Raw genomic sequence first — 15039 nt, forward strand, 5'->3', positions numbered from 1 at the left:
CCCTTCGCGGGGGTAAACCGTCCGGGCGCCGGCTCGGTCAGCCAGCCGCGGGCGACCAGGCGTTTGGCTTTCGACCGCAGTGCCTCCACCCTGGCCGGCACCACCTCCATCCCGAAGGCTGCGGCCATCTCCTGGCAGGTCAGCGAACCCTGCCCGAGCCGGGCCCGGTCCGCGAGCACCTGAAGGATCCGCTGGTAGTCCGCCGACAGCACCGACCAGGCCAGTCCCTGCCTCCACACCGGCACCTGCGCCTTCGCCTTCGCCGCATCCCCAGGCGCAGGCCGCCTATCCGGATCCCGCGAGTCCGGCGTGGCCTGCGTGTCGGCGGCGGTGCCACCGTCTGGAGCCAGCACCGTGTCGACCCGCCTGCGGGCGATCACCCACTCCTGCCACTCCCGCTCGGCCACCGCCAGCTCGGCCTGGACGCGGTCGGCCTCCTCCCGCAGCCCGTCGACGCGACGGCGAGCGACCAGCTCGCGCTGTTCCAGCAGTCCCACTACCGACGGCATCCGAGACCTCCCGGCAAGCGACGACACGACGCACCATCACTCCCGCCAAAACGTCAAACCCATGCCCGACCAGCGAAAACCTTGACCTCAAGATCGGAAAGACAACAGCTTCTCATACCGCTGAAGCGGCTTCGATGCTCTCCACGATTCGCAGCGGCTGGACAGCACGGGCGGTGCCGCTCTCGGGGGAGGACAGGTAGCTCAGGAGCCTTGTGGGTTGTTCCGGTCGGCCGAGAGAGACCGGTGCCATGCGGCGCCATCCCCTCGCGGATGCTGCCTTGATAGCGGTCAAGTAGGTGCTGTCGCTCATGCGACCCAGGGTTCGGGCCCGCATGAGCAGGGCGGCGAGGGATACCTGCCAGAACCGTTTGAGCTCGAACAGCGCTGGCCAGTCGACCGTCGTCGGCAATTCGTCGTGGATGTCCCCGGCGGGCATGAGGAAGGCTGCCGCGAACGTGTGGGCCTGGGTTTCGACCTCTTTCACACCTCAGATCTGTTCGCCATGGAGTACGAGGTGAGCCAACTCGTGCGCGGCGTCGAAGCGGCACCGTGCGCGGTCGTTCTTGTCGGCGCCCAGGACGACGACGGGATGGTCAGGGAAGGGCAGGGAGAAGGCGTCAACACCCGCACTGTCGAGCGGAAGACGAATCACCGCGACGCCGTGGGCTTCGAGGAGCTCGACCACATTCGGAACCGGGCCCGAGGGGAGACCCCACAGGGTTCGGACCCGAGTGGCAGCTTGCTCGATTTCACCCGTTGGGGCCTCCAGCCCGCTCACGGGCATCACCGGCACGTTGCGCACTTGGAACCGCTGGGCGGCCGACGCCTTGACGGCGAGATCGTGGGCGACTTGAGCGATGGCTCGGGCACGGCGGCGATCGGCCACCGAAGTCCGACGCAGCGACCGGAAGAAGCCCTCATGACTCTCGATCATGGCCTCACGGAAGAACTGAGGAGGCACTGCGAGGATTTCGGCCAGGGCGCTGACAGTCTCCGGGCTGGGGCGTGTGGCACCGCTCTCGAACTGACTGATCGCGGCAGGCGTGACATCAGCTGCTTGAGAGGAAGTGTTAGGCGTGCATGGTCAAAAGGGAGCGTCATGTTGAGACCGGCTCGTAGACCATCGGCGACCGGTTACACGTACAGACCCGGGCGGCACGGTACTACCGCAGTGTGAACCGGTATCGAGACTTGGGCACAGTTCTGCTCGAAGTTGAGCTGCGTCCGTCAGTGTCCGGCCCGTAAGGGGCAGGAGACGCGCGTCTCGGAAGAAGTGATCCAAGGCAGCGTCATTCAAGGTGCGCCATACGCCGTGGGGAGTGGTGAGGCGGCCTAGCCCCGTGCTCCCTGCATGACCTCTGTAGGCAGATTCGCAGCGCCAGGCACGAACGAGTGCATGCCCCTCCGTGGGCGCACCTACGCCGACGGTGATACGACGTCTGCGCCGTTACGGGACGGCAGGGACGTACGGGAAGGTGGAGGACGGCTTGGACGTGACGGACTCCCTGCCGATCGACAGCGTGACCGGCGTATTGGATGTGAAGGAGAACATCACGTCGGGCGCGTTGTCGGTCATCGACCGGCCGTTCCACTGGGCGAAGCCGAAGCAGGCCGGCGTGCCAATCCGGTAAGGCAGCATATTGGGGCAGAACGCGTTGACGACGACCTCGGCGTAAGCCTCGGGGTTCTCCGAGGTGCCGTAGGCACGCACCACGCCCGCGACGGCGTCGGCGACGGCCTTGCCGTGGAGCTGGAGGTCGTCAGCGGGGACGTTCTGGTTGAGGCGGTTGCCCAGGTCCTCGTTGAACTGAGTGAACAGCGGGTGGATCATGGGCAGCGCGGCCCGGTTGATCGGCCGCCAGCCGCCCGCGTCGGTCGCGAGGGAGGCAAGTCCCCACACGCCGATTGTGTGGTCGTCGCCGGCCGCGGGCAGCAGTTCCTCGTCGGGGACCTCCAGGACGACGGAGTACACCGTGTGGCCTGCGAACAGATTTTTGGCCTCGGCCGGGTTCCATTCCGAGAGGTCGACTTTGGTGCCGTCCTGGAAGGCCCGACCGACCGCTTGAAGGACATCGGGCTCGATCCAGAACGGGTCGCCGGCCTTGCCCGTCCACACGCGGCCCCCAGCGGTGGTCTCCACCGTGTGATCCGCTTCCCCGCGTGCGACGACGGTTCCAGTCGCATCGGGGTCGCGGGCCTCGGGGCCGGCCAGGCGCCGCACCTCGTACGCCTGGTTTCCTTCCGCGTCGCGCTCGCCGAAGGTGAAACGGTAGGTCAAGTCTTCGACGGCGTCGCCGTTGGTGTCGATCTTGAACTCGTACCGTCCCTCGGGGTGGAAGCCCCTGGGAATGTCCTCACCTGCCAGAGAGTGGCTGTGGTTCGTCACGAAGACGGTCCCACGTTCGCCCCGGAAGACGTACAGATCGGTGATGTCCAGACGGGGGTCTTGCCGGGCGAGAGGGCAGTCAAGGTGATGGGACATGGCGCTACTCCCGATCGGTGACGGCGCTACCGTGCGCAGCATTGGCTGCAATGTGCGACGCCGGGCAAGGCCGTCACACGTTGCGCCGGTCCTTTCCACCATGCAGTGCAAGTGAAGTGGCGGCAACCGGGTGCAGCTCAGGCGATACCGATTCCCGGGAGCGAGGTACCCAAGACCGTCGGGCCGTCTCCAGGTGCGCTGCCCGATGGGTGTAGGGCCCTGTAGCCATCGAGTCAGCGAGGTTCAGGTCCCGGCTGGTTCCACCGAAAGAAGCCGAGGCCGTACCTGCCACCCGGCTCCGGGCCTGCGGGCGGGTGCCGGTTGCCGGCCGGCAACCGCCCCTGATCGGGTCAGTCCGCCTGACGGAGACGTGTGCCTTGAGGGCGCGCAGAGCCAGCAGATGCATGAGAACGGCGCCCTTGCAGTCAGCCGCACCCCGGCCGTACCACCGGCCGTCACGTTCGGTGAGCGTGAACGGCGCCGTTGTCCAAGCGTTCTCGAGGGGAGGCTGGACGTCGAAGTGCGCGTACAGCAGTACGGTGGGGGCGTTCTGCGGTCCGGGCAGGTAGCCGTAGACGGACTGCCACCCGTCGGGCATGTCCAGGATGGCAACGTCCTGAAAGTCCTCGGCGCGCAGCGTTCGGGCGATCCACTGGGCGGCCTTCTCGGACTCGGCGCGCGGACTGACGGCGAGATCCGCGACTGAGCGGAACGCGACCAGTTCGGCCAGTTCTGCTTGTGCGGCAGGCATCAGGGCCGTGATCGTTGCGGCGATGGGTTCGTGCTGCATGGTCGGGCTCCGTCAAGAAGGTGGGTATGGCGTGCTTGGCAGGGCCACTGACGTGGCACAGCGCGGACGAAGGGACGCCCGGTGACACGTCCATGGGGTGTCTCTCCCGCCGCTGGGCTGGTCGTGTACCCGCCCGCGTGCGTGATTTTCGATGCCCGGCGGGAGCGTGGCATCCCGGTGCCTGAGGGCCCGGAGGGACGGGAAGCCAGACCGCTCCCTGCTCCGTCGAGCCGTAGTGCTGCTAGCCCGAGCAGGCCGTTCGCTGGGCCCCCAGCCACTCGCAGCGCGCGCACAACGGCGCGCCGGGAACAGCCAGGACGTATTCGGTCGGCTCCCGGCATTGCGTGCATTCCGCTGTCGGCTCATCCGCAGAAGCCTTCCAGTCGGCCTGCGGCGCGGGGGGCGGCTCGCAGTAGGCCTTGTTCATCGATCACCTTTCTCGGTTCCGCCTGGCGCCTGCCGCTCGGAAGCCTTGCGGCGGGCTCTCCGGAGGGCCGCTTCCTCGCTGCGCGACGTATGGATCACGCGGCCGCCGGCGTACCAGTACGCGACGGCCGCGATGCGCAGCGGCAGGAGCAGGGTCTGTACCAGGGCCCTTTTCGTGCGTTCGGAGGGCAACAGGTGCTCTTTCTGTCGTGAGGAGGGCTTTCGCATCGCGCGTCCATCGCGCAGTGCTTGGCGAACCGGCGCCGGGCTCGTCTGTATGGGGCCGTGAGCCCGGCGCCGGAGTCTCTTTGGGATCTCGAAGATTCCGATGAACAGGTCAGGCGGTGCCGAGCGCGTGGCGCAGGACGGTGACGGCTTGGGTGATGGCGGCTTCGGCGGCGTGGGTGCCGCGCAGGGCGTTGAGCATCACGAAGTCGTGGACGATGCCCTGGTAGCGGGCCGCGGTGACCGGGACACCCGCTTCGCGGAGCTTGTTGGCGTAGGCCTCGCCCTCATCGCGCAGCACGTCCGCCTCGCCGGTGATGACCAGGGCCGGCGGCAGGCCGTTGAGCTGTTCGGTGGTGGCCCGCAGAGGGGAGGCGGTGATGTGCGCCCGCTCGGCCGGGTCGGTGGTGTACTGGTCCCAGAACCACTGCATGGCGTCGCGGCGCAGGAAGTAGCCCTCGGCGAACTGCTGGTAGGACACGGTGTCGAAGTTGGCGTCGGTGACCGGGTAGAACAGCACCTGCTGCACCAGTGGGACGTCGCCCCGCTCCTTGGCCATGAGGGTCAGGGCGGCAGTCATGTTGCCGCCGACGGAGTCTCCGGCCACCGCGATGCGGGAGGCGTCCAGGCCCTTCGCGGCGCCATCGGTGACGACCCAGCGGGCGACGGTGTAGTTCTGCTCGATGGCGACGGGGTAGCGGGCCTCGGGGGACAGGTCGTACTCGGGGAAGACGACGGCGGCCCGGGCACCGACGGCGAGTTCGCGCACCAGTCGGTCGTGGGTGTGGGCGTTGCCGAAGACCCAGCCGGCGCCGTGGATGTAGATGACGACCGGCAGGCTGCCAGTGGAGCCGGCGGGCTTGACGATGCGCGCCCGGACGGCGCCGGTCGGGCCGCCTTCGACAGTGATCCACTCCTCGTCCACAGCCGGCTTGGCGATGTCGCCGGACTGGACCTCGTCCACGGCCTTGCGGCCCTCGATCGGACCGAGGTCGAAAAGGAACGGCGGGTTGGCCGTGGCCCTCGCGAACTCGGCCGCGGCCGGCTCCAGAACGGGCGCAGTGAATACGTTCTCGGACACGAAAAACTCCCTTGCAAGACGCCGGAAGGAATCCCTCCCCGGCAGGTGGTCAGTCCCGGATCCAAACCAGCCCCAAGGGGCTCACAGGTCGCTCCGATTCGCTTCTCATCGTGCCGAGACCATCCGCTCACAGCTGTCGAGCAGCCTCCACGATCCATCCGGGGCAGCCCGAGCAGCTGGCATAGGGAGAACCCTACGACCACGGAAGGTGTACGTGCGACGTACACCCATGGGGCCTCCTGGGCTGCGCGACATGCCCGTATGGGCAGTACAATGTGGCCATGCACCAGGTCAATTCTCTCGGTGATTTCATACGGGCTCACCGGGTAGCGACGACACCGGAGCAGGTAGGTCTGGCTGGCGGGGGATTTCGACGGACATCGGGATTGCGTCGCGAAGAGGTAGCGGCACTAGCGGGCCTGAGCAAGGGGTATTACGCGCGGCTTGAGCAAGGGCGCGAAAAGCAACCGTCCAACCAGGTCCTGGATGCGCTCATACGGGTATTCCAGCTCGATGCAGAGGCGGCGGAACACATGTACCGCCTGGCCCGGAAAACGTGCCGTCGCCAAGATCGGGGTCGTGGCATTGACTTCGAATCGCAGGCGTGCCCCGATATGGTACGCATGATCGACGGGTGGAAAGTTCCTGCAATTATCATCGGGCCCCGGCTTGATATTTTGGCCGAGAACACGCTGTGCAGGACCTTGTTCCCACAAGTGCCACCGGAAAGCAACGTTGCGGAGTTCATGTTCCTCGACCCGGCGGCGCGCGAACTTTACCTCGACTGGGAAGAGATGGCGCAGCCCTACGTGGCCGCATTGCGCGCTTCCGCTGACCTCGACCCCAGCGGGTATATCATGTCACTAGTTGAGGAACTTTACTCGCGCAGCCCGGAGTTCCGTAGGTTTTGGGCGAGCTACGACGTTACTATGAAAATGCGTCCGTACAAGCGCTATTTTCACCCGGAGGTTGGGGAGATTGAGCTCGAATCCCATCACTTTCTCGTAAATCATACCCCAGGTCAGCGGCTGATTACGTGGAAAGCGGAGCCGGATTCTCCCAGTCAGGTAGCACTAGATTTCTTGCAAGCGAAGGCTGCGGAAAAATAGCCTCAGTTCGCAACGCGTGTCGCGCAGAATCATTCTCGTTTGTTGAAAATTTTCGCCCTACTCGTTGCGTCCGGAACACGTCGAAGGATCTGTAATGAAGGCTCGAATCCGCGTCGTCCTTGGTGAGGACCAGCCAATTGTCCGGGAAGGGGTCACGGCCATCCTTACCCGCGCTGGAATCGAAGTTGTTGCGGCGGTGGGCAACGCTAACGACTTGATGTGGGCGACGTCGGAACACCGCCCCGACGTCGTCATCACTGACATCCACATGCCCCCGAATCTGGCTGACGACGGCTTGCGGGCCGCCCTCAAGATTCGAGCTACGCACCCGGGGACGGGTGTCGTTGTCCTTTCGCAGTTCCTCGAAGCGAGCTACGCACTCGATCTCGTGGGGGACGATCCGTCCGCGGTCGGGTACCTGTTGAAGGAAAAGGTAGCCAAAGCCGAGATCCTTAGTGAGGCCGTTGAGCGTGTGGCCGACGGAGGCTCGGCACTGGATGCGGACGTCATCGCCACCCTAGTGGGCCGCAAACGTGCGGCCGGCCCGCTTGACCGGCTGACACCCAGGGAACGTGATGTCTTGGCCCTCATGGCAGAGGGGCACTCTAACGTGGGCATTGCCGCGAAGTTGGTTGTCACCGTTCCCGCCGTCGAGCGGCATGTCACCGGAATTTTCCTCAAGCTGGGGCTGCAGCAAGCGGACTCTCTTCAGCATCGGAGGGTGCTTGCCGTACTGGAGTACCTCAAGAACTGAACAGCCGCAGCAAGTCGCTGTCGAAGAGCAGATCCTTGGTCAAGAAAGCCCGTACCCCCGCCGCAGCCAATTCGTGTTTCGACCATGGGGACCTTTCGGTGGAGGTCAGGATGACACGCGGGGGGTGCAGTCCTTCTCGCAAGGCTCGTGCGACAGCCATGCCGTCTTGGTCCGGTAGGTGAAGGTCGAGTAGAACGCCGTCTGGTTCGTGCGTACGCACAGCCTCGATTGCAGACCTCCCGTCCGCGCACTCGCCTATGACGTTCATGCCGCGTGCCCGCAACAACGCGGCAGCGACGCGTCGGAAACCTGGGTCGTCGTCGACCAGTAGGATGTTTGCCGCCATGCAGCCATGGTGAAGCAACCTAGAAGCAGGGCACCATGGGGAAAGCCCCACATTGTTCAGGCTCGCAACCATCTATAGAAGCCGCGATGCTGCCTGACAGTCGAGGTGCCACCAAGGGAAGGACACCGCCGTCCACGGCCGGGCACCAACGAGGCCACGACCCGGATATCGACGAGCCATGCAGTCTACGCTCCTACCGCGGGCCTGGCTGCCCCGGGCCTACCGCAACTTCGGTTCCACATTGTCGGCAGCGGCTCAATTTGGGTTCTGGATCACTTTCCGTGCTGGGGCCACGGAGGGTCACCGAAACCGCGATCATGAACGGCCATGGGTGATGTGGTCCTGGCCGACCTGTGGTGCCACCAGGTCGAGGGTGTGCTGATCGAAGACGCGCTGCTGGAAGGCGAGTTCGTGATCGTACGGGCTCGCGCTGTCGCGGACCAGGCGGGGTGTCCTGGCTGCGGTGTGGCATCGAGCCGTGTGCACAGTGGGTACGTACGGCGGCTGGCCGACCGTGAGGCCGGTGGCCGCCGGGTGGTGATCGAATTACGTGTCCGCCGTTTCCGCTGCCGCGAGCAACAGTGCCCGCGGGCGACGTTCGTCGAGCAGATCACGGGACTGACCTTCCGCTACGGGCGGCGAAGCGTCGGCTTGCAGGCGGTGCTGAAGCAGGTGGCGCTGATGCTGGCGGGCCGGCGCCCGCCTGGCCCGCGTGCTGACGGCCACGGCGAGCAGATCCACGCTGTTGCGGTTGATACGCACGCTGCCCGATCCGACGTTCAAGACGCCGCGAGTGCTGGGCGTGGATGAGTTCGCGCTGCGCAAGGGACATGTCTACGGCACGATCCTGGTGGACATCGAGACGCGTCGTCCGATCGATGTGCTGCCCGACCGGACGGTCGAGACGGTGGCCGCGTGGCTCGCCGACCATCCCGGTGTCGAGGTGATCTGCCGCGATCGGTCCGTTGCCTACGCCGAGGCCGGACGGCTCGGGGCGCCGGATGCTATCCATGTCGCTGATCGATGGCATATCTGGCACAACCTCGTCGAGGCCGTCGAGAAGACCGTCATCGGCCACCGGGCCCTGTTGCGAGACCCCTCAGACCAGACGCCGACGGGCACCATCCCAGTGCCGGACACCGCCCAGCTGAAGGCCACGCCGTCCGACGAGCCCCGCCGGTCCGGCCGGCTCTCGGACCGCGTCCGAGAACAGCACCAAGCCGTCCACGCCCTGCTGGACCAAGGCCTCGGGCAGCGGCCCATCGCCCGCCGGCTCGGCCTGGCCCGCAACACCGTGCTCCGCCTCGCCCACGCTGCGAGCCCAGATGAGCTGTTGGTCGGCAAGTGGACCGGCCGCACCAGCATCCTCGATCCCCACAAGCCCTACCTCCACCAGCGATGGCAGGAAGGCTGCACCAACGCAACCCAGCTGTTCCATGAACTCCGCGAGCGTGGCTACCCAGGCGGCACCACCATCGTCAGACGCTACGTTCGCCAGCTCCGCGAAGCCTCTCCTCAAGCGGCTCCGCCCCGCAAGCCGCCTTCCGTCCGGGACGTGACCAGCTGGATCACCCGGCACCCCGACCACCTGGGCCACGACCAGGCCCAACGGCTCAAGGAGATCCTCGCCCGCTGCCCCGAACTCGACCGGGCCGCAGTCTACGTCCGCGCCTTCGCCGAGCTGATGACCAACCGCCAGGGCGGCAGGCTCGACCAGTGGATCAACGATGTCCGCAGCGACGACCTGCCCGCACTCCGCACCTTCGCGAGCGGTCTGGGCCAGGACCTCGACGCCGTCGTCGCAGGCCTCAGCCTGCCCTACAGCTCCGGCACGGTCGAGGGACACAACAACAAGATCAAGATGCTGAAGCGCCAGATGTTCGGCCGCGCCAGCTTCGACCTCCTACGCAAGCGGATCCTCCTCGCAGCGTGAGGCCGTTCATGATCGCGGTTTCGGTGACCCTCCGTGGCCCCAGCACGGAAAGTGATCCAGAACCTCATTTCAACCGTCGCCGACACACATCCCCGTTGCGACAGCCGTGCCATGTTGGCACAGGGGGTCGCTCCGCCCTAAATGATCGCGCACCGCGGTGTGCAGGACGATCCGGGTTCGGCAAAGAGTCGCCCAACAACGCGTAGGTACCACGGGGCGTGTTCAACAGGTCACAGCGAAGTCTGATGATGACCGACAGGTTTGTCTCCCGCTTTACTGCGGGCTTCCATCGCACGTGCGGCACTCATGACGCCAGGGTGTACGCAGTACGTCCTGGTTGCGGGAGCAGCGTCGAAGCAGAATGTCGGGGTGGTGTTTGCACCGCGCGCAAGTTGTTGTACGACTCAGCAGGGGAACGGTTCAGTGACACAGGTCGGGACGCTGCTTCCACACATACTTGACAACGTGCCGCAGGCGGTCTGGGTCGTGGCGCCTGATGGCGACATCCTCTACACGAATCCTGCTGCGGTGGCAGCGCTCGGCTACGACAGCGAGGCCGATTTGGTGGGCCGCCCGAGCCACGAGACCCTTCACCCCTACCGGCCGGACGGCTCCGTTTTCCCAGCATCGGAATGTCCCATGCTGAGCCCGGCACGCACCGGCAGAGCTCTGCATAGGGATGACGGGTGGTTCATGCGCCGAAATGGTTCGCACTTCCCTGCCTCGTGGTGGTCTGCACCCATCACTCTTCCGGGAGGTATCGGCGTCGTCTATTCATTCTTCGACGTCACGGAACGCCTCGCCTTGGAGCGGACTGAGCGGGAACGCGCGGCGGCTGAGATACGAGCGGCGGCTTCACGTGCCGCGCAGCGGCGCATCGTGGAGAGCATCACGGCTGAGCGACGCAGGACGTCAAGGGATCTTCACGATGGGGCCCAGCAACGCTTGGTGAGCATTCTGATAGGGCTCCGCCTCGCAAGAGAGCTACTGCCCGATGCGTCACCTGAAGTGCTGACCCTGTTGGAGCACGCCGCCGATGAGGCGCAGGCAGCTGTCGCTGACCTTCGGGATCTGGCCTCCGGGATACACCCCTCGGTCCTGACCTCTCGCGGCTTGACGGCAGCTATCTCCGACCTGGCGGCCCGCTGCCCAGTTCCCACGCGATTCAGTGGGGAGTGCGGGCAACGCCTGCCGGCAGCGCTCGAGGCCAATGCCTACTTCCTCGTTGCCGAAGCCGTCACAAACGCAGTGAAACACGCCGACGCCTCCAAGATCGATATCTCGCTCTGCCTGGACGAACACCTGGAACTAACGGTCGCCGACGACGGGGTTGGCGGGATCGGCGACATCGTCCCAGGGTCGGGCCTGCTTGGCCTGCACGACCGGGTCGCCGCCTACGACGGCACCGTGACAATCGACTCTCCCAGAGGACAGGGCACGACCATCGTGGCCCGCATGCCTGTCACCTTCGAGCCGGCCTGAGGCGGTGCTCCGCCTCGTGCGGCCCGTCACGCGCCATGCCGAAGCGTGGAGCAGAAGCAATAAGTTCACTACCTGGAGTACACATCCATGACCCACTCGACTGCCGACCGAGCAGACGTCCGCGACATGCTCGTGGTCCACGACGCTTTCCGGATGAGCTACGGCCGGATGCCCGCATTGGTGCTGCACGTTGCGCCTGGGGACGTCCGTCGGGCTGCGATCGTTGCGGATCACATTCAGCTGATCGCTGAGTTCCTGCACCTTCACCACAAGGGCGAGGACGACCTGCTGTGGCCCAAGCTCCGCGACCGTGCCGGCGACCGCCTTGGGTCTGTGGTTGAGCTGCTGGAAAGCCAGCACGAGGAGATCGACGCGCTGATGGCCGAGGCGTCCTCGGAACTGAACGTGTGGCGAGGGGACCCCTCCGTTGCTCGGAGCAACGCGCTTGCCGACGTGCTGGAGAGGCTGGCCAGCCGCCTCCGTGATCATCTTGAGATCGAGGAGAGGGACGTCCTGTCACTGGCGTCGGAGTACCTGACCGCCGAAGAGTGGCATCAGTTCGGAGACCATGCGATCAACGGTCTTCCGAAGAGCAAGCTGCCGATCATCTTTGGAATGCTCGCCTCGCTGGCCGAGCCTGAGGTGGTCACGCTCATGCTGTCCAGCGCCCCGCTGGTTCCCCGTCTTCTCATGCCCGTCCTCGGTCCGCGTGCCTACGCGCGCCATGCCCGACGCATCTTCGGTCCGGTCGCGGCGCCCATCGCATGACGCTCTAGCTGGGCGAGCGCGCTAGCCTCGGATGGCAGTGGGCCGGGAGCCCTGGTCCATCGGCCTGATAGCGGGCGGTTGACAGGGTGGAGTCCCTGACTCGGTGGTGCGTGAACGGCCGCACTGTAGGTGGATCGCGTGCACTAGCTACTGCCTTCCAGGCCGCAGTGTCCTGGAGCTGTCACGGTCGGACACCGCGAAGCCGGCAGTCAATCCCACCGTTCCAGCGGGGCGGAGGGCCACGGCAAGCCCGTAACGCTGAACGCCAGCGAGACCCGCTCAACACGTCTGTATGGACTGTCCCTGCTCCGGATCCGCGTCCCGAGCGGGGGCAGCCCTGTCTTGCCACCTATGTTGCTGCCTAGCCTTCCTGTGGACTCCAGTGCATCCGGGTGAACGGGAACGCGTTGCATGGATTTTCGATCGTGAGGCGCCGGTCTCCTTGCAAAGTCGAGGTCCAACCGCTGCTGGTCCTCTGCAGCAGGACCCTGCTGCCTGCCACGCCGTTCACTGCCGCTTCAGCACCTTGTAGGTACCGGAGTGGCTGCCGGTCACACCGGCTGTCCGATGTCCAAGGGGCGCGGCGCCGTCGTCGATCACGGGAGCAACAACGACATGAGAGGGTCCGTTTCCAGGCCAGAATCAGTGCTCCATGCTGACCGCTTGGGGCACTCCGCACGCCGCACAGCAGCTGCGACGCCGAAGCGCCTTGAACACCAGTAACCCCACGCCGCACGAAATGCTGTCGCCCGAGGCCTTGTGCTTCCAGGCGACTTCCAGGTAGAGGTCGGCGGTGAAGACGTCGAGAGGGGCCGCCGCTTCGATGCCGATACGGAAGCCAACCCGGCGACAGTACTTCGAACCCACGGCCGGAAATCACCGCATACTCTCGGGCACGATGGTGAGCGAAGACGTCGCGCTGCCGTTTGTTTCCGTCCGAGGAGCCGCAGGTCACCACCGCGGCGCTTCCTCTTGAGCGGCAGTGAGTTGTCGCGAGCAGTTGTGCCTAGAGAGCTCCTGAGAGCCAGCTGTGGGGTTAACCCCAACAGCGAAGGCAGGGGTTCCTTCCTGAACCCTGGTGCCCGCTCGACAGCCGACGACAGAGCCCAGCCGGAAGACTCGTGGTGTCGCTGGGCGGGGCATCCGTCAGCGGCTCCTTCCCAATGCTGACTACCCCTCCAGGAGTGCGTTCATGTCTGTCCGTCGTCGTGTCGGCCGCACCGTCGCTGTTGCCGCCGCCCTGCCCCTTGCCTTCGGAATCCTGTTCGAAGCCAACTCCGGGGCCAGCGCTACGACTTCCACCACGACTGCCAGTAAGGCCACCGAGCCGGTCCTCGAGCACGACGCTCAGGTCTTCGCTTCCGCCGCGGCGCAGAACCCGCCGATCTACACGCTCAGCTATGCCGACGCCCGCAAGGCTCTCGACAACGTGCAGAGCAATCCGGCCGACCTGCTGTCGGCCGACATCAGCCACCGCACCTTGCCGGTCGGGCCGACCGGCAAGGTGAAGGTCCGCATCGTGCGCCCCAAGGGCGCCTCGGGTCGGCTGCCCGCCATCATGTACTTCCACGGCGGCGGCTGGGTCCTGGGCGATGAAAGCACACACGATCGACTCGTCCGTCAGATCGCCAACGGCGCCCACGCAGCCGTGATCTTCGTCGACTACACCCCCTCGCCTGAGGCCCGCTTCCCCATCGCCATCGAGCAGGCCTACGCCGCCACGCAGTGGGTTGCCCAGCACGGCCGTGACATCAATGTCGACGGCTCGCGCCTGGCGGTCGCCGGGGACTCCGTAGGCGGCAACATGGCAACCGTCGTCGCGCTCATGGCCAAGCAGCGAGGTGGCCCGGCGCTGCGCGAACAGGTCCTCTTCTACCCCGTGACAGACGCCAACTTCAGCACCGCCTCGTACCGCCAGTTCGCCGATGGACCGTGGCTGACGCGCAAGGCCATGCAGTGGTTCTGGGACGCCTACGCTCCCAACAACAAGGACCGCAAGAACATCCTCGCCTCCCCGCTGCGCGCAAACCTCAACCAGCTCAAGGGCCTGCCGAAGGCCCTCGTGATCACCGAGGAAGCCGACGTACTGCGCGACGAGGGCGAGGCCTACGCCAACAAGCTCCGTGCCGCCGGAAACGACGTGACTTCGGTGCGTTATCAGGGCATGATCCACGACTTCCTCATGCTCAACGCTCTCGGCAAGACCAACGCAGCCAAGGCAGCGGTCAACCAGGCGAACGCGTACCTCTACGACGGCCTGCACGCCAAGCACTGAAGTCGGCAGGCCGTTCCCGCGGGCGATGCGACCTCCCCGCACGCCGCAGAACTTGAGATAGGCGCTCCCGGGGCCTCGGCTCCGGGAGCGCCGGCAGTGGTCCAAGACCGTACACCGCCGCGTGCCGACGTCAGCACGTTCTCAAGACCTACAGAAAGGAATCCCCCATGACCACGTCGAGCACAGTTTTCAGTACCCGACGGCGGGAGGAAGCTGCCGCGACCGGGTTCACGGCATCCCGCAACCTGGCCGAGGCCTTGCAGCAGATTTTGGTCGACCTGATCGAACTCCACAGCCAAACCAAGCAGGCCCACTGGAACGTGGTCGGGCGCAACTTCCGTACTCTGCACCTCCAGTTGGACCAAATCGCCGATGCCACACGTGACGCCAGCGACACTGTCGCCGAGCGCATGCGGGCGATTCGCGCGGTCCCCGACGGTCGATCCCAAGTAGTGGTCACCACCACGACTCTGCCCGAGTTCCCCGCAGGCCAGCAGGACACCACGACCGTCGTTGGCATCGTCACTCGCCGCCTCCAGGCTGCCATCAGCACTGTTCGAGATCTGCACGACGTCATCGACGGCGAGGACCCGGCCACTGCTGACCTGCTGCACATGATCACCGATGTCCTCGAGAAGCATGCCTGGATGGTCGCTGCTGAGAACGGCTCGGACAAGCAGTCCCGCGCGTGACGACGCTGCAGGATCAAGAGGTTGCCGACTGGCCGGCATCCGATGTGCCGCGCTGGGCGGTCAACCGTTGACAATCCACCTCTGTAGGTGTTGGGCGATGTCGATCAGATGGTCACCGTCCCTGGTCGTTCGTGGCTGAACCCCCGAGTGGTTCCTCACCGGCGGCC

General features: G+C 65.7%; 12 protein-coding genes and 3 pseudogenes. 7 read left to right on the top strand and 8 right to left on the bottom strand.

Features of this window, described 5'->3' with window-relative positions; genetic code table 11:
• The 6 genes and pseudogenes from ACRWNP_RS35745 to ACRWNP_RS35770 all read right to left on the bottom strand — a co-directional run.
• On the bottom strand, positions 1–509 hold a 509-nt coding region (locus ACRWNP_RS35745; protein WP_431968971.1), incomplete at its 3' end, for a hypothetical protein.
• Positions 510–621: 112 nt separating this feature from the next.
• Positions 622–1557 (bottom strand): annotated as a pseudogene (locus tag ACRWNP_RS35750) (XRE family transcriptional regulator); the annotation flags it as partial.
• A gap of 399 nt (positions 1558–1956) precedes the next feature.
• On the bottom strand, positions 1957–3093 hold the full coding sequence (locus ACRWNP_RS35755) for a DUF4331 family protein (RefSeq protein WP_431968973.1): 1137 nt from the start codon (positions 3091–3093) through the stop codon (positions 1957–1959).
• Between the two features lie 259 nt (positions 3094–3352).
• Positions 3353–3781, bottom strand: a pseudogene (locus tag ACRWNP_RS35760) (M20/M25/M40 family metallo-hydrolase); the annotation flags it as partial.
• Between the two features lie 423 nt (positions 3782–4204).
• Positions 4205–4435: a hypothetical protein gene (locus ACRWNP_RS35765; RefSeq protein ID WP_431968975.1), complete on the bottom strand. Its 231-nt coding sequence runs from the start codon at positions 4433–4435 to the stop codon at positions 4205–4207.
• 109 nt (positions 4436–4544) lie between these two features.
• Positions 4545–5513: an alpha/beta hydrolase gene (locus ACRWNP_RS35770; RefSeq protein WP_431968977.1), complete on the bottom strand. Its 969-nt coding sequence runs from the start codon at positions 5511–5513 to the stop codon at positions 4545–4547.
• A 281-nt stretch (positions 5514–5794) separates the two neighbouring features.
• On the opposite strand from ACRWNP_RS35770, the gene ACRWNP_RS35775 reads away from it, so the two are divergent.
• Together ACRWNP_RS35775 and ACRWNP_RS35780 are read left to right on the top strand one after the other, a co-directional pair.
• Complete coding sequence (locus ACRWNP_RS35775; protein WP_431968979.1) at positions 5795–6622, top strand: helix-turn-helix transcriptional regulator; 828 nt, start codon at positions 5795–5797, stop codon at positions 6620–6622.
• Positions 6623–6716: 94 nt separating this feature from the next.
• Entirely contained in the window at positions 6717–7376 is a 660-nt protein-coding gene (locus tag ACRWNP_RS35780; protein WP_431968981.1) for a response regulator transcription factor, read from the top strand.
• Here ACRWNP_RS35780 and ACRWNP_RS35785 read toward each other — a convergent pair.
• Complete coding sequence (locus ACRWNP_RS35785; protein ID WP_431968983.1) at positions 7366–7794, bottom strand: response regulator; 429 nt, start codon at positions 7792–7794, stop codon at positions 7366–7368. The two genes, ACRWNP_RS35780 and ACRWNP_RS35785, sit on opposite strands and share 11 nt — an antisense overlap.
• Positions 7795–8049: 255 nt before the next feature.
• Between ACRWNP_RS35785 and ACRWNP_RS35790 the strand changes: the two are divergent.
• The 3 genes and pseudogenes from ACRWNP_RS35790 to ACRWNP_RS35800 all read left to right on the top strand — a co-directional run bounded on the left by ACRWNP_RS35790 (position 8050) and on the right by ACRWNP_RS35800 (position 11905).
• Positions 8050–9655: pseudogene (locus ACRWNP_RS35790) on the top strand (ISL3 family transposase).
• A 423-nt stretch (positions 9656–10078) separates the two neighbouring features.
• Complete coding sequence (locus ACRWNP_RS35795; RefSeq protein WP_431968985.1) at positions 10079–11137, top strand: histidine kinase; 1059 nt, start codon at positions 10079–10081, stop codon at positions 11135–11137.
• Positions 11138–11224: 87 nt separating this feature from the next.
• A complete protein-coding gene (locus ACRWNP_RS35800; protein WP_431968987.1) occupies positions 11225–11905 on the top strand; it encodes a hemerythrin domain-containing protein in 681 nt (226 codons plus the stop codon).
• A gap of 642 nt (positions 11906–12547) precedes the next feature.
• Here the strand turns inward: ACRWNP_RS35800 and ACRWNP_RS35805 are convergent.
• Positions 12548–12772 (bottom strand): hypothetical protein, encoded by a 225-nt coding sequence (locus tag ACRWNP_RS35805; RefSeq protein ID WP_431968989.1) that lies wholly within the window; start codon positions 12770–12772, stop codon positions 12548–12550.
• A 325-nt stretch (positions 12773–13097) separates the two neighbouring features.
• Here ACRWNP_RS35805 and ACRWNP_RS35810 point away from each other — a divergent pair, with 325 nt between their 5' ends.
• Positions 13098–14180 carry an alpha/beta hydrolase gene (locus tag ACRWNP_RS35810; RefSeq protein WP_431968991.1) on the top strand — a complete coding sequence of 361 codons (1083 nt, stop codon included), beginning with the start codon at positions 13098–13100 and terminating at the stop codon, positions 14178–14180.
• A 167-nt stretch (positions 14181–14347) separates the two neighbouring features.
• Positions 14348–14872, top strand: a complete 525-nt coding sequence (locus ACRWNP_RS35815; protein WP_431968993.1) for a Dps family protein — start codon at positions 14348–14350, stop codon at positions 14870–14872.
• Positions 14873–15039 lie beyond the last annotated feature (167 nt).

Origin of the sequence: Actinacidiphila sp. bgisy160, assembly GCF_965342435.1 — a bacterium.
In the GTDB taxonomy this organism is placed as follows: domain Bacteria; phylum Actinomycetota; class Actinomycetes; order Streptomycetales; family Streptomycetaceae; genus Actinacidiphila.

Bases quoted from the DNA above. Each gene is read 5' to 3' on its own strand.
- ACRWNP_RS35755 (WP_431968973.1), bottom strand. From the start codon at position 3,093: ATGGTGGAAAGGACCGGCGCAACGTGTGACGGCCTTGCCCGGCGTCGC.
- ACRWNP_RS35765 (WP_431968975.1), bottom strand. From the start codon at position 4,435: ATGCGAAAGCCCTCCTCACGACAGAAAGAGCACCTGTTGCCCTCCGAA.
- ACRWNP_RS35775 (WP_431968979.1), top strand. From the start codon at position 5,795: ATGCACCAGGTCAATTCTCTCGGTGATTTCATACGGGCTCACCGGGTA.
- ACRWNP_RS35780 (WP_431968981.1), top strand. From the start codon at position 6,717: ATGAAGGCTCGAATCCGCGTCGTCCTTGGTGAGGACCAGCCAATTGTC.
- ACRWNP_RS35785 (WP_431968983.1), bottom strand. From the start codon at position 7,794: ATGGTTGCGAGCCTGAACAATGTGGGGCTTTCCCCATGGTGCCCTGCT.
- ACRWNP_RS35800 (WP_431968987.1), top strand. From the start codon at position 11,225: ATGACCCACTCGACTGCCGACCGAGCAGACGTCCGCGACATGCTCGTG.
- ACRWNP_RS35810 (WP_431968991.1), top strand. From the start codon at position 13,098: ATGTCTGTCCGTCGTCGTGTCGGCCGCACCGTCGCTGTTGCCGCCGCC.
- ACRWNP_RS35815 (WP_431968993.1), top strand. From the start codon at position 14,348: ATGACCACGTCGAGCACAGTTTTCAGTACCCGACGGCGGGAGGAAGCT.